Raw genomic sequence first — 14,128 nt, 5'->3', positions numbered from 1 at the left:
GCCGCGAGAAAAAACGTTCCCAGGCAACAGAGCCCAGCTGCGGCAGCCATGCCATAGCTGGGCTCTGCGCAGCTGGTGGATTCCGCCGTGCAGGATCGGAACGGGGCGCCACGGCCGGAGTCGTCGTACGTCTCTAGCGAAAAAAGCAGGACAACGCCGGCGATGGCATTTACCGGCAGCAGTGCCAGCGTCGCCATGGCGGTTGTGATGAGGGTGTTTCTCCAGCTGCCTGGAGCCTTGCCCGGCTCTGGTCCTTCAGGATCCGGTAGTACGGGCTCCTGTTCCAAAGGGTCTAGGGCGTCAGGCATGTCGCGAGCATAGACCACCCAGCAAACACGAAAAGGTCCCCTTCCAATCCGGAAGGGGACCTTTCTCAATCGATCGCAAACTACGGGATTTCCAGCCCTCGTTACGAAGGGGGGAAGGTGTGGCCCCAGTAGCTCACTTTCGTCACATAGGATTGGAAACGGCGACATGGCTGATGGCCCGTGCCTCTGATGAGCCCGGCGACCGCAGAAATCGGTGTTTCCGTAGGCCCTCCGCAATGTGCAGCGTTTCCCTCCGGTTTGGGAAAACCGAACAACCCTCCGCCCTGTGTCGCGTTACCCTCCGGTTTGGGAAAACCCTCCGCCATGTGTCGCGTTTTCCTCCGGTTTGGGAGAGCTCCGACGGTTTGTGACACGGTTTCCCTCCGGTTTGGGATTTTCCGGGCGCTTTGGGATTTCCCTCCGGTGCGCCGCTGCCGATTTATCCCAGGAGGGTCGATCTGTCCCAAAGCGGAGGGTTTTCCTCGAAAGTGCCCCTTAGAGCTGCGGGCTTCCCCAACCATCGTCATGGATGGGGAAGGTGTGGTCCCAGGCGAGCACCAGGCCCCGTTGTTCGCGAGCGACGTGGTGAGGCCGCAGGTGCGCCCCGCTCCCCTGTTCGCAGGCCCCCCTGTTCGCAGCGACGTGGGGAGGCCGCAGGTGCGCCCCGCTCCCCTGTTCGCAGGCCCCCCTGTTCGCAGCGACGCGGTGGGGCCGCGAAGCCGGGCCCCAGTGAGGACCTAACTGCTTAGCGCTGGAAACTGCCGGCAGCTGCGGTATCCGCGAGGCCGAGCCGGCGCACGTCGCGCTGCTGGTTGATGAACAGTAGGGCCAAGATGCCCATGGCCAGCATCAGCCCGCCGGCCAGGGCGAACGCCGCGGTGTAGCCCTCGGCCGGGGTCGCTCCGCCGCCAATCAGGAAGCCCGAAACTGCCGGGGCGAAGATGCCGCCGGAGGAGAGAACCGCGTTGGCGATCGAGAGGTTCGCTCCCCGCTGGGCGACGGTGGTGAGCTCGGAGACGATCAGGTAGGTGATGGCGAACAGAGCCGGGGCGGTTCCCAGGCCCACAGCCAGCAGCGCCAGGGACAGCGCCGGGGAGGACACCATCGTGGCTCCGAGCAGTGCCGCGCCGGCCAGGGTGGCGGCACTGCCGAGGACGAAGGCCCGGGCCTTGCGGGTGGGTAGTCCGCGCAGGTGCAGGCGCTGCGTCAGGGCACTCAGGGAAATCGTGGCGACCGCACCCCAGGCGGCTGGCAGGGCGATCATGCTGCCCGCAGCCTGGCTGGAATAGCCGAGAACCGTTTCAAAGTAAGCCGGTCCCCAGGACATCGCCAGCGTGAAGGTCCAGTAGCCAATGAAGGAGGTCAGCACGGCAAGGATCCAGCTGGCCGTGAAGATGGTCTTTTTGTAGCTGATCTTCGTTTCGGGGACCGCCGCAGTGCTGTCTTCCGCGTCGGCTGCACCGCCGGCGTCCGGGCCGTCGATCTCGCGCTCCGCCTGGCGGCTCGTGTAGGGACCCTCCTTGCCGGTAATCACCCAGAAGACCGACCAGAGGAGCCCGATGATTGCCAGCGTGGCGAAGGCGGTCTGCCAGCCGAAGGAACCGACCACCCAGGCCAGGACGGGAGCGAAGGCGACCACACCAAGGGTGACGCCCGACGATGCGACCGCCGCCGGCGTCGCGCCCTTCTTCTCCGGGAACCATTTGTAAATGCTGTGCATCATCACCGGAGCCAGCGGCCCTTCACCGGCGCCCAGCAGCAGCCGGGAGAGCCAGAGTGCGGGCAGCGTGGCGAAAATCAGGATCGGCAGCTGGGCCACGGACCAGGTGAGGCACAGGACCAGCAGGATCCATTTGGTCGGAATCTTGTTGGCAATCGGCGCGGCAATGAACTGGATGATCACGAAGGTCAGGAACATGGCGCTGCTCACCAGGCCAAACTGCTCCGGCGTGATGCCCAGGTCCCGCATCAGCGGGACAGCAGCAATACCCAGGACAGCCTTGTCCGCCCAGCTGAGCATCATCAGGACCAGGAGGGAACCGGTGGTGAACCAGGCGTAGCGGTTGCGTCTGGCTGCGGACCAGTAGCGCGGATTGCCAGGGTCCTGCCGAACAGGCGTGGAGGGTTCTTTGAGGGACACGTGCCTACCAGACTTTCGTAATCGGATACCGCGCAGGCATCCGGTGGGGCGTTATTTCCTCGACTGTAGATTCGTGTGATCTGAGCAACAATTTGAGCTTTCCGGTGGCCGGAAAGCTTGTCCGGATTTTCTCTCCGCTGGCAGGCATTCTGGAGTCAACCGACTTCCAACCTCGCCGGGTCTGGCGAAGATATGCGAGCACACGAGATGAAGAACCCCCACCCGGAGCCTGCGGCCGGCATGTCCGTCATCACGCTCGGAACGGCCGCCGGACCGGCCATCCGCGGCCCGCATCCCGGGATGGCGACCGCCGTGGTGGTGGATGGCAGCTTCTACCTGGTGGACTTTGGCCTGGGGATCACCCGTGCCGCACACGGCGCCGGGCTGCGCGGCGAGAACCTGCGGGCCTGCTTCATCACGCACCTGCATTCGGACCATGTGGCGGAGCTTCCGGGCTATTTCCTGTGGAACTGGGGCCGGCCGGTCAACGGCATTACGGGTCCCGTGACGGTCTTCGGTCCCGGAACGGATCCGCAGGGAATCCCCGGCGAGAACGGCGGAACAGGCGCCATGGTGGGGCACCTGCTGGAGGCCTTTTCCTACGACATCAACATCCGGATCCACGATGAGGGGCGGCCGGACCTGCGGGACCTGGTGCTCGCCGCGGACGTCGAGCTGCCGTCCGGAGTGGCTGCCACCGCGAACGGGATCCACACCCCTGCCATGGAACCGTTCACCGTGTATGAGGACGAGTTGGTGCGGGTGAGCGCAATCCTGGTGGAGCATCCTCCGGTGTTCCCCGCCTTCGCGTTCCGCATCGAGAGCCGCTACGGGTCCGTGGTCATTTCCGGTGACACCACGGAGTGCGCCAATATGGTCACGCTCTCCACCGGCGCCGATCTGCTGATTCACGAAGCAGTGAATCTGGACTATTTCGCCGCCCTGGACATGGCACCGGAGTTCCTGAACCATCAGCGGATCTCCCACACCACAGCCCCCGGTGTTGGCCGGGTCGCCGCACAGGCCGGCGTCCCGCATGTGGTGCTTTCACATCTGGCCGGGCTGGCCAGCGATGAAGAGTGGACGGCGGGTGTGCGGACGGAGTTCGACGGCCGCGTCACCGTGGCAGCCCCGGGCAACCGGTTTGAGATCGCGGGCGTCCCGGTGCTGGCAGCCGCACGCTAACCGGCCAGTCCGGCCAGGCCGCCCACTTCACGGCCGACGGCGGCGGCGGCCACTTGCAGGGCCGGAATGATCCGCTCTGGTTCGCGCATGGGTCCGATGAAGACCACACCCAGCGCTGCCATCAGCTGGCCCTTGGAATTCACTACCGGCACCGCCAGTCCGGAGGTGCCCAGAGCATGTTCTTCCCGGGTGGTTGCGTAGCCTTTGTCCCGCGCTTCCTGGACCTGGCGGTGCAGTTTGCCGGGCTCGATCACGGTGTACGGGGTGCGGCGGGCCAGGTTGGCGAAGGCCTTCGCCCGGACCTCCGCAGGGGCATAACCCAGGATGATCTTCCCCGCGGCGCTGACGTGCAGCGGAAGCCGTTCCCCCACCTGCGCCACCGGTCTACCCACCGCGGTGCCCGCAAACCGTTCGATCAGCAGCGCCTGCTCGCCCTCCAAGACAAACAGGTTGACCACCTGCCGGGTCGCGAAGAGCACGTCCTGCATATACGGGCCGGCAATGGTTTTGAGGTCCTTTTCCACCGGGGCCAGCAGCCCCAGCGTCCAGAGCCGGTGCCCCACGTAGTAGTTGTTGCCGCGCTTGGCAACGGCGCCCCACTCGAGCAGTTCCCCCAGGAGACGGTGGCAGGTGGCCACGGGAGTTCCCGAGCGGCGGGAGATCTGGGACAGCGTCAGCTTCACATTGTCGGCGTCGAACGCACCCAGGATGTTCAGCGCCCGCGATGTGACCGATTTCCCTTTGGCCGCTGCCTGTCCTGCCACTGCGTCATCCTCCGGTAGATCTGTGTTCCCGCCCGCGGGGGCTTCTTTTGTTATATAGCGAAACGCCCGAGGCGCCCCCATCAGGGCGCTTCGGGCGCCGCGTCGGCGTCATGTTCCGGCCATGAGGGTCATCCGGCGACTGCCTGTACCACCCGAACTGGGATCGAAGAGAAGGCGTGCAGCACGTTGTGGATCTGGGGCACCGGATCGCCGGCCAGTTCGATCCGTTCGGCTGTCTCGGCCAGGGCCTGCAGCACCAGTTCGATTTCCAGCCGGGCGATGGGCTGGCCGACACACTGGTGCAGGCCCATCCCGAAGGCCACATGCCCGGACGCGCTGCGGTCCAGGTCGAACCTGTCCGCGTTCGGGCCCCACTTGCGCGGATCCCGGTTCGCTGCGCCCATAAACAGCAGGATCTTCGAGTCGGCGGGGATCCGCACACCTTCGATCACCGAATCCACGGCCGCCGTTCGGTGGAACATCTGGAACGGCGACTCCAGACGCAGAGCCTCGTCCACCGCGAATTTTGCCAGGTTCGGGTTCGCACGCAGTTTCTCCCACTGCTCCGGGTTCCGGGCCAGGCACAGCAGCGTGTTACCGATCCCGGTGACGGTGGTGTCGACGCCGGCAGAGAGCAGCGCCCGCACCAGCAGTGCCGCTTCATCGGCGGTGATGCCGCCGTCGTCGGCTACTTCCCAAATCCCGGCGCCGAATCCTCCGGGCCGCAGGTTCCCGCGCTCGCAGTTTTCCAGGACCCAGGCGGAGATGGCATCCGCGTCCTTGAAGGCTTCTTCATAAACATCGTTCCGGGGGCCGAAGGCGTTGAAGGTCATGGACCCGTAGGGCAGCAGGTTCTCCCGGCCATCCTGGGGGATGCCCACAGCGTCGGGAAAGACCTGCAGGGGGTAGACCTCGGCGAGATCGCGGACCACGTCAAAGCTCCCGCGGGCCACCAGTTCCCGCACCAGTTCCCGTGCCGGCGGTTCGAACTCTGACCGAAGCCGGCGGACGGAGGATGGGCTCACCACCTTGGACAGGCCACGGCGCATGGCGGTGTGCGTGGGCGGATCGGACTCCAGGATCCCGGCGGGCCGCCATTCCGCGGATTTCCTGCGGTCCGCCGGGCCCAGGCCGCCGCCGGAGATATAGGTCTCGAAATCGGTGAGAATTTCGTATACCGGCTCGTACCGGGTGACGGCGTAGGAACCGTATTTTTCCAGCCACACCACCGGCCCGGCCTCGCGCAGCTTCTCGTGCAGCGGATAGGGATCAGCGAGGTTCACCAGGGAGAAGGGATCATCGGCAAGCGACGGTACTGTGCTCCGGCCCGCCGTTGCGTTAGTGCCCGCCGTGGCGTTAGCAGTCTTGAGTGTCATGGGGTTCCTATCAGCAAAGTCTTTGACGGTCCGGGGAAGGCTGGATCCGGGGCGGCTCAGCCGGGGCAGGCTGGGTGCCTAGAGTTCCAGGGCGAGGGAGCTGCAGCCGGCCGCGGCCCGCGACACACAGACCAGCATGGTCTCGCCGGAGGCTTTGTCCTCAGCGGAGAGCACGGCGTCCCGGTGGTCGACTTCGCCCGCCGCCACCCGGATTTCGCAGGTGCCGCACACGCCCTGCCGGCAGGAGGAGAGCACCCGGATCCCAGCTTCCTCCACGACTTCCAGAACCGTCTTGTCCACCGGCACTTCCAGGCGCAGGCCGGAGTTCCGCAGATCAAGCTCGAATGGTTCCGCTGATGCCCCGCTGCCGTCCAGCGCGGCTGCGGAGAACAGCTCCGTGTGCAGCGCACCGGGCGGCCAGCCCATGCAGAAGTCCTCAATGACGTTCAGCAGCGGTGCCGGGCCGCAGGCATAAACCAGCATCTTGGCCCGAGGCAGGCCCAGCAGGCCCTGCAGATCGATGCGCCCGTGGGTGTCTTCCGGATACAGCAGGACCTTCCCGCTGCCATAGGTGGCCTCGAGCTCGTCGGCAAACGCCATCGAGGAGCGGCTCCGGCCGCCGTAGGCCAGGCGCCACTCCCGCCCGGCAGCTTCGGCAGCCTCAATCATGGGCAGGATCGGAGTGATGCCAATCCCGCCTGCAATAAAAAGGTACTTTCGGGAATCCTGCAGCGGAAAGTTGTTGCGCGGCCCGTTGATGGTGAACTCGGTGCCCGCAGCCAGTGATTCATGGACGTACTTTGATCCGCCCCGGGAATTCGGAGTGTGCAGGACGGATACCTGCAGCATCGACCGGTCACCGCACGGCGAGCAGAGCGAGTACTGGCGGATGAAATCGGGCAGGACCAGATCAATGTGGGAGCCCGGCTGCCACTGCGGAAAATCGGACCGGTCCGGGTTCCTCAGCGTCAGGCGGACGACGCCGTCGGCCAGCGTCTCCCTCTTCTCCAGGACAACTGTCCTGCCGTTGCTTCCTTGAGCCATCCCAGCTGTTCCTTTCAGCCCACCTGCGCCGGGCGGGCGCAGCAGTTCAGTAATGCACGTTACGGTTCAGCGTGATTCACCGCACTACAGGCTTTCCGGGCAGTGGAAAGGAGGGCGCACGGGGACACCGCGGTACGGTCCCTGGAACCGCTCGGCGTTACCATCCAAAGGAGAGTGTTTCCCGAAAGTTCGAAGGAAGGCTGACGTGCCGTCCCCCAAAACGCTAAGTTCACCCGCTGGGCGCGGTCGACTTTCTGCGCGGTTGCTCCGGGGTGGAGAGGAACCCGATCCCCGGTTCACGCTGGCCAATGAGCGCACCTTTCTGGCCTGGATCCGCACCTCGCTGGCCCTCCTGGCCGGAGGAATTGCGGTGGAGGCCTTCACCGCGGATCTGTTCGTTCCCGAGATTCGGAAAGCCGTGGCCCTGCTGCTGCTGCTCCTTGCCATGGCCATCGGCGGCGGGGCGTTCTTCCGCTGGCTGGGCGTGGAACGGGCGATGCGGAATAAGACCCCGCTGCCGCTGCCGCTGCTCGCCCCGCTCCTCGCCATTGGCGGCGGGATCACCGCTGCTGTCCTGGTGGTGTTCGTCGTCCTGCGGCCGGCCTAGATGGCTGCACCGCAGTCCGTGCACCAGGATCCGGGTCTGCAGCCTGAGCGGACGGCGCTGGCCTGGGGCCGCACGGCCCTGGCCCTGGTGGTTGCCGGGGCCATCTTCCTGCGCTGGATGCCGCAGCACGGTTGGTTTGCCGGAGTCCTCGTCGCCGTCACCCTGGTCACCGCCGCGGGCATTCAGCTCACGCAAAAGCGCCGCTACGGGCAGGCGTCCACCGGCATTTCAGGTGAAGCCGGCCAGCCGAATACCGGGGCGGCGCTGGCTCTGTCCCTCGCCGTCGTTATCCTGGGCGCCGTGGGGATTATTGCCGTTCTCTGGCTGCCGGTTTCCGGCTAGGCCCCTGCTCCCCCGCTGTTACTCCCCCGTTGTTCCGTCCAGCAGTTCGCGGACGACGTCCAGGTGCCCGCAGTGCCGCCCGGTTTCCTCGACCATGTGGACCAGGACCCAGCGCAGGTTATGGGTCATACCCTCTGCCTTGCCCAGGTCCTCGAGCTGGTACCGGGCGGCCACCTCACGCGATTCGGCGCATGCTGCCTCGTAGTCGGCGATGATTTCGGCCAAGCTGTCGTTTTCGGTCACCTGGAATTCGCCGTCGGGATCAGCATCGCTCCAGCGGGTGGGAACGCCGGCCTGTCCGTCCATCCGTTCGCGGAACCAGGACCGCTCGACGTCGGCCAGGTGCCGGAGCAGACCGGAGACCGTGGTGATGGAAGGCAGCACCTGCCGGGCGGCGTCGGCGTCGCTGAGCCCTTGGGCCTTGTAGACGGCGCTGGCCCGCAGAAAATCCAGGAATCCGTTCAGGGTGTCGCGTTCGTTGCCGGCGTCCGGCGGATCAATTCGTTCATCGGTGAGCATCCGCCCAGCGTAACGGCCGCCAAGGACCATCCTGCAGCCGGGCGCGTCACAAATCGGCCAGCCGCAGTCCCAGGGCCACCAGCATCAACACTGCCCCGGCGGCGGCCACAATAAACGCTGCGGCCCGGGTGGTCAGCCGGAGCCAGGACTTCCGCCCGGTGGCCGCGGAGTACAGGCCCGTGACCAGCAGGATCAGGCCGGCCATTCCAACGAACCCGGGTGCGCCGTTGTCCTCCCCCTGTGCCAGGACCAGCAGCATAAAAACGATGCCCAGGGCAAAACTTGGCCAGTGGAGACCCGTCCCGTGGCGGGCAGGCGTGGCCCCGTGTCTGTGATCCATTGAGCTCATGGTCCGTCCCCTCCTGCTGCCGAGGGCCCCGCCTGGCGGCTCGGCCGGAAGAAACACGGTACGCCTGTTCCCCCTCCGCGTCGCCGGGTGCGGGCTGAGAGGTAGCTGTCAACAGGAAAGGCGCCCCGGTACCCACCCGTGGGTGGAACCAGGGCGCCTTTTCAGGGCCTGGAGCTTTGGCCGATTATTCGCAGCCGATTCCGTCGCCGTCACGGTCCAGGTGCTTGCCGTAGCCGGGGCTGCCGATGTACACCGGGGCAGCTCCGGCTGCTCTGGCAGCCGAGCAGTTCGCATAGTAGACGTTGGCGGGCGCAGGAGCCGGCGCGGGTGCGGGAGCTACGTACTGCTGGCGAGCCTGTTCCTCAGCGAGGCGCTGTGCCTCGGCCGCTGCGGCTGCTGCGGCGGCCGCCGCAGCTTCATCGGCAAGCCGCTGGGTCTCAGCTGCCTGGGCTGCCGCGGCTTCATCAGCGAGCCGCTGGGCCTCGGCCGCTGCCACTGCGTCCTCGGCGGCCTTCTTGTCCGCTTCGGTCTGACGCGCGGCAACCAGCTTCTCTGAGCTGTCCTTGTCCAGCCAGACAAGCCTGCCGTTCTCATTCTCCGTGCAGACGTAGACCGTGCTTCCGGAGGTCGGCGTCGCAGACGGCGAAGGTTCCGTGGCGGAGGGTGAGGTCATCGAGGATGCCTTCGCGCTGGAGCTGCTGCTCTGGCTTGCACTCGGACTGGCCTTCGCGGTCTGCGTCTGAGTGGCACTGGCTGTTTTGCAGGCCTGGTTCGCGAGCGGCGTCTGCGTTGGAGAAGGCGAGGCGCTCGTTGTGGAGGGAGCCGGTGTCCCTGCAGCCGCTGGCTCTGAACTTCCCCCGCAACCGGAAAGAGTGACGACGGCAAGCACCATCGCACCGACAGTGACTGCCCGGGAACGGGCAGGACGTGCCGCACGGTTAATGGGCACAGGGCGTTGAAGAGGCAGAACAAACATGGATTCCCCCAGGAATAGGTGCAAGACGTGGATGCGAACGCATCGGCCAACACGCTAGCAGCAGCTGTGGAGGAAAGGTGTGTCCTGCGTAACGATCCGATTGGGTGTGTCCCTGGGCGGTCGATCTGGCCACCTCAAGTGCTAGGCAACCGTCCCGGCAGAGTCGTCGGTTTCTGCACGGGCGTTGGCCGCCCGGATCAGCAAGGCGGCCGTAAATCCACCGGCGGTGAGAGGCACCGGCTGTCCCTGACCTGCCCACCCCGCCGACGTCGCCGGCCCCGCAAGCGGTCGGGTGGCAACGCGTCGCAGTTCCGTGGCCGCCTCGCAGGTGAGCCGCGGAACTCTTCCCGTGATCGTCTGCCCGGTGAGCGCAGATACCGCTGCCCAGTCCAGCGGCCCGGCAGCTACTGCGGCGGCAACCTCCTCCAAACCTGGCAGCACGCGTTGACGGCCCAGCCGGTCCCGGACGGTCCAGCCGTTGCCAAACGCCCGAATGGTCAAGCGCGGGCCGGCAGCTCTTTGGAGGAGGCCAGCCACTTCCTGCTTAATTCCCGCCAGCGCCGCGTAGGCGGAAATCCGGGAGACGGAAGCACCGCCGGGACACGCTCCACACATCGAAGACCTCCTACGGCATCACGTCGCCGCTGTTGGGGCCCAGGGTCTGGCCGGTATAGAGGTTACCGCCCGGAGAGGAGGCCAGCAGCAGTGCCGTCGGAGCAATCTCTTCCGCCGTGCCGAACCGTCCCACCGGCAGTTCCGCCTGCTTCGCTGCCTTCCATTTCTCTGACAGCCCGTCGATCAGCGGCGTGAAGACCGGGCCCGGGGCGATTGCGTTGACCAGGATCGAGTGCGGCGCCAGTTCCAGCGCCAGGGCCTTGGTCAGGCCAATCACTCCGGCCTTCGCGGCGCAGTAGTGTGCCAGGCCGGTTCCCCCTTTGATTCCAAGCTGGGAGGAGATGTTGATGATCCGCCCGCCGCGTGCTCCTGCCACCATGTGCGGGGCCGCCCAGCGGGCCGCCAGGAAAACGCCGCGCAGGTCAACGTTGATGGTCAGGTCGAACGCTTCCGGGCTGAGCTCCAGGAACGGCCGCTCATCCAGGATGCCCGCCGAGCTGACCAGGATGTCGATCCCGCCGAAGTCCTGGGCAGCTGCGTCCATGGCTGCTTTGACGTCGTCGCTGTCGGCAACATCGGTCCTCCGGGCAGTCGCTTCCGCACCCAGCTCGATACAGGCCGCGGCTGTTTCCCGGCATTGCGCCTCGTCCAGGTCCAGGAGCGCCAGGTTGGCACCCTCCTGTGCATAAAGCCGGGCGATGGCGGCTCCGATTCCGCTGCCGGCACCGGTGATGACTGCGGTTTGTCCGCTGAGCTGCTGTGTCATGGTTTCTTTCGTTTCGCTGTGGCGGTGGAGCGGTCAGCTGGGCCAGCGGACGGTCAGGCCGCCGTCGACAATGATCTGCTGTCCGGTGACGTACGCAGAGTCGTCACTGGTCAGAAAGCGGATGACGCGTGCGGCTTCGTCCACGGTACCCACCCGGCCGCGCGGGATGATGCTGCCCGCGGCTTCAAGGCCGGACTTCCCCAGGGAGTTGACCCCGTCGAGGGACTGCGGGCTTTCGATCAGGCCCGGGATGACAGCGTTCACGCGGATGCCGCGGGGTGCCAGTTCGACGGCGAGGGAACGGCACATGCCCAGCAGGCCCGCCTTCGCCGCGGCGTAGTGGCTGTGTTCTTCCCAGCCGTAGACACCGCCCGCAATCGACGAGGTGGCTACCATGGCGCCGTCGTGCTCCATCCGGGCCGCGCAGGAGCGGAAGGTGCGCATCACACCGGAAAGATCGACGGACATCATGCCATCCCATGCTTCATCGGTCATCTCCGCCAGCGAGGCACGGCGCAGGATGCCTGCCGCGGCGACGGCGATGTCCAGCCTGCCGAAGCTGTCGAGGGCGGCCTGGGCCAGCGCCTCGGTGTCCTCATACCGGCGGACATCAACGGGCACCGGCACGCAGCGGGCACCCTCTGCTTCGACCAGGGCCACCGTTTCACCGGCGTCGTGCGGGTCGTTGGGCAGGTAGCCGATCACTGAGTGCGCGCCGGCGCGGGCGTAGGCCACTGCCAGCGCCTGTCCGATCCCGCTGGCGCCGCCGGAGATGACGGCGGCTTTTCCTTCGAGCCCGTCGTCGCGCCTCATGCTGCCGCCTCCTTGGGGGTCTTGGTGCTCTCCTGCACAACCTTGCGGGTGCCGAGCATGCACAGCGCGGAAATGATCAGGCCGCCGGTGCCGGTGAGGATGGCTGCCCACTGCATTTCCATGCCCATGAACAGCATCAGGCTGAGCAGCCCGGATCCCGCGATGCCGCCGAGCGGTGCCATGACGTGCGCCACGTTGGTGCCCATGCCGCGCACGTGCGCCGGGTAGGACTCACCCATGTAGTAGAGCAGTGCGGCGTAGGGGCCGCTAAGGAAAAACAGGGTCAGCGCGTACATCACGATGATGAAGACTTCGCTGCTCGGCCCCAGCAGCATGACCAGGCTCGCGGCGCCGCCGCCGAACCAGCCGATGATGACGGTCTTCTGCCGGCCGATGCAGTCACCGAGCCAGCCGTGGAAAACGTAGCCGGCAAAACCGACGGCGTTCGCCAGGACCAGGATCAGCAGCGCGTTCTCGAAGGAAACGCCCTTGGCCTCCACCAGCACCGTGGTGCCGAGGACGGAGAACACCTGGATGGCAGCCCAGTTGAACAGCCAGGCAAGGGACAGCAGAGTGGTGTGGCGGCGCAGCTCCGGGGTGAAGACGTCCTTGAAACCGGTCTTGTGCTGGCTGCCTTCTTCGAGATCGTGCTGCGCTGCGAGTGCCTTTGCACCCTCGACGTCGCCGTCCGCCTGGCGTCGCTGGACTTCCTTGATGGCGGCGAACGTGGGTGATTCCGGCAGGCGGGAGGCCATCCAGGCGACACCCAGGGCCATCACTGCGGCCACCGCGAAGCTCCAGCGCCAACCGATGACCGGCAGCAGCAGGGCGGAGAGCCCCGCCGACAGCAGTGCTCCAACGGGCCAGCCGCCCTGGACGATCGAGTACATCAGGCCGCGGTTCTTGACGTTCTTGTAGATCTCGTTCAAATAGACGGCGTTGACGACCTCCTCGGACATGGAGAATCCGGAGAAGGAGCGGATGATGATCAGGCTGACCGCGCCGGCCGCCATACCGGTGAATCCGGCCGCGGCAGCGCCGCCGAGCATCAGCACGATCAAGGCGTTTTTGCGGCCCAGCCGGTCAATGATCGTTCCGACGGCCAGCGCCACGATGAAGATGCCAACATGGGCGATCGTGTTCACCGCGGTGGACTGGGCAGCGGTCCAGCCGAAGTCTTCGGCGATGACCGGCAGCAGGGTGCCGAAGAGGGTGAAGTCGTAGACCGAGACCACCCAGGCGATGAAACAGACCAGGGAGACCTTGCGGACAACCTCGGGGGTGATCTGCACATCCCAGGGGGCAACGGCAGTGGTGGGTGGGCGCTTTTTGGGCGCGGCAGTAGTACTCATGTTGGGGTCCTTCTACAAGGGTGGAGTGGGAGTATCCGGGGTGCGCCGGGAGCGCGGCGGATTAGCTGGCGCTGCGGGGGCGGCGTTCGGCGAAGTCGCGGGCGATGGTTTCCATGGTGGCGAACTCAACGCCGTCGTGCCCGGCGATGTGCTCGAACAGGCGCTCGAGCATCAGCAGGTTCTGCGGACGTCCGGACACGTCGGGGTGGATGGTCAGCGGGAAGACGCCGTACTCCATTTCGCGGTAGACCCAGTCAAACTGGTCCTTCCACATCTGCTCGATGTCCCGCGGCGAGACGAAGCCGTGGCTGTTGGCGCTGCCCTTGATGAACATCATGGGCGGCAGGTCATCCAGGTACCAGTTGGCGGGGATCTCGATCAGGTCGGTTTCTTCGCCGCGGACCAGCGGCTTCATCCATTCGCGCGCGGAAGCGGCGTCGTAGTTGATCTTGGTCCAGGAGTCGCCGACGCGGACGTAGTAGGGAGTGAAGTCGTTGTGCATCAGGGAATGGTCGTAGAGGAATCCGCGCTCGAGCAGGATTTCGTTGGTGACGTTGGAGAACTCCCACCACGGCGCCACGTAGCCCACGGGCTTTTTGCCCGTGCGTTCGGTAAACAGGTCGATGCAGTAATCCAGAACTTCGGTTTCCTGCGCGCGGGTCATGGCGATGGGGTTCTCGTGGCTGTAGCCGTGCACGCCGACTTCGTGGCCGGCGGCGACGGTCGCGTCGAACTGCTCCGGGAACGTCTCGATCGAGTGGCCCGGCCAGAACCAGGTCACGGGCATTTCGCGGTCCTGCGCCAGTTTGAGCAGGCGGGGTACGCCCACTTCGCCGGCGAAGATGCCGCGGGAAATGTCGCCCGGGGAGTCTTCTCCGCCGTAGGAGCCGAGCCAGCCGCCAACGGCGTCAACGTCGATTCCGACTGAAACATAGATTTTCTTGGACATGTGTTTCCTCCTGGTTGCGTGGT

Annotated in this window: 14 protein-coding genes; 3 read left to right on the top strand and 11 right to left on the bottom strand. The window is 66.0% G+C overall.

Annotation, left to right across the window (positions count from 1 at the left end; genetic code table 11):
* Nucleotides 1–1,053: 1,053 nt before the first annotated feature.
* Nucleotides 1,054–2,448 (bottom strand): MFS transporter, encoded by a 1,395-nt coding sequence (locus AL3_RS14510; protein WP_066302382.1) that lies wholly within the window; start codon nt 2,446–2,448, stop codon nt 1,054–1,056.
* 192 nt (nt 2,449–2,640) lie between these two features.
* Here AL3_RS14510 and AL3_RS14505 point away from each other — a divergent pair, with 192 nt between their 5' ends.
* Nucleotides 2,641–3,633: an MBL fold metallo-hydrolase gene (locus tag AL3_RS14505; RefSeq protein ID WP_066302380.1), complete on the top strand. Its 993-nt coding sequence runs from the start codon at nt 2,641–2,643 to the stop codon at nt 3,631–3,633.
* Here the strand turns inward: AL3_RS14505 and AL3_RS14500 are convergent.
* From AL3_RS14500 to AL3_RS14490, 3 genes are all read right to left on the bottom strand, one after another.
* The gene (locus AL3_RS14500; protein ID WP_066302378.1) at nt 3,630–4,397 is read right to left on the bottom strand and encodes an IclR family transcriptional regulator; all 768 of its coding nucleotides are present in this window, start codon (nt 4,395–4,397) and stop codon (nt 3,630–3,632) included. The two genes, AL3_RS14505 and AL3_RS14500, sit on opposite strands and share 4 nt — an antisense overlap.
* Nucleotides 4,398–4,525: 128 nt before the next feature.
* Entirely contained in the window at nt 4,526–5,773 is a 1,248-nt protein-coding gene (locus AL3_RS14495; protein WP_066302376.1) for a cytochrome P450, read from the bottom strand.
* A gap of 78 nt (nt 5,774–5,851) precedes the next feature.
* Nucleotides 5,852–6,817 carry a PDR/VanB family oxidoreductase gene (locus AL3_RS14490; RefSeq protein ID WP_066302375.1) on the bottom strand — a complete coding sequence of 322 codons (966 nt, stop codon included), beginning with the start codon at nt 6,815–6,817 and terminating at the stop codon, nt 5,852–5,854.
* 262 nt (nt 6,818–7,079) lie between these two features.
* Here AL3_RS14490 and AL3_RS19000 point away from each other — a divergent pair, with 262 nt between their 5' ends.
* Nucleotides 7,080–7,424, top strand: coding sequence for a YidH family protein (locus AL3_RS19000; RefSeq protein ID WP_246168714.1), 345 nt, complete (start codon nt 7,080–7,082; stop codon nt 7,422–7,424).
* Nucleotides 7,425–7,766 (top strand): DUF202 domain-containing protein, encoded by a 342-nt coding sequence (locus AL3_RS14480; protein WP_066302371.1) that lies wholly within the window; start codon nt 7,425–7,427, stop codon nt 7,764–7,766.
* 18 nt (nt 7,767–7,784) lie between these two features.
* Here the strand turns inward: AL3_RS14480 and AL3_RS14475 are convergent, their stop codons facing one another.
* The 7 genes from AL3_RS14475 to AL3_RS14440 all read right to left on the bottom strand — a co-directional run bounded on the left by AL3_RS14475 (nt 7,785) and on the right by AL3_RS14440 (nt 14,105).
* On the bottom strand, nt 7,785–8,285 hold the full coding sequence (locus tag AL3_RS14475) for a DinB family protein (protein WP_066302368.1): 501 nt from the start codon (nt 8,283–8,285) through the stop codon (nt 7,785–7,787).
* A 46-nt stretch (nt 8,286–8,331) separates the two neighbouring features.
* Nucleotides 8,332–8,634, bottom strand: a complete 303-nt coding sequence (locus AL3_RS14470) for a hypothetical protein (RefSeq protein WP_151724068.1) — start codon at nt 8,632–8,634, stop codon at nt 8,332–8,334.
* Between the two features lie 184 nt (nt 8,635–8,818).
* Nucleotides 8,819–9,307, bottom strand: a complete 489-nt coding sequence (locus AL3_RS18495) for an excalibur calcium-binding domain-containing protein (protein WP_066302364.1) — start codon at nt 9,305–9,307, stop codon at nt 8,819–8,821.
* Between the two features lie 928 nt (nt 9,308–10,235).
* Complete coding sequence (locus AL3_RS14455) at nt 10,236–10,991, bottom strand: SDR family NAD(P)-dependent oxidoreductase (RefSeq protein ID WP_066302361.1); 756 nt, start codon at nt 10,989–10,991, stop codon at nt 10,236–10,238.
* Between the two features lie 33 nt (nt 10,992–11,024).
* Nucleotides 11,025–11,804: an SDR family NAD(P)-dependent oxidoreductase gene (locus tag AL3_RS14450; protein ID WP_066302359.1), complete on the bottom strand. Its 780-nt coding sequence runs from the start codon at nt 11,802–11,804 to the stop codon at nt 11,025–11,027.
* Nucleotides 11,801–13,156, bottom strand: a complete 1,356-nt coding sequence (locus AL3_RS14445) for an MFS transporter (RefSeq protein ID WP_066302357.1) — start codon at nt 13,154–13,156, stop codon at nt 11,801–11,803. The genes AL3_RS14450 and AL3_RS14445 overlap by 4 nt, the downstream gene beginning before the upstream one ends.
* A 61-nt stretch (nt 13,157–13,217) precedes the next feature.
* Nucleotides 13,218–14,105, bottom strand: a complete 888-nt coding sequence (locus tag AL3_RS14440) for a polysaccharide deacetylase family protein (protein WP_066302353.1) — start codon at nt 14,103–14,105, stop codon at nt 13,218–13,220.
* Nucleotides 14,106–14,128: the final 23 nt, after the last annotated feature.

Source organism: Arthrobacter luteolus NBRC 107841 (assembly GCF_001552075.1).
GTDB lineage: Bacteria > Actinomycetota > Actinomycetes > Actinomycetales > Micrococcaceae > Arthrobacter_B > Arthrobacter_B luteolus.
The sequence above is the reverse complement of the archived record's forward strand: the minus strand, read 5'-3'. Positions and strand labels throughout refer to the sequence as shown.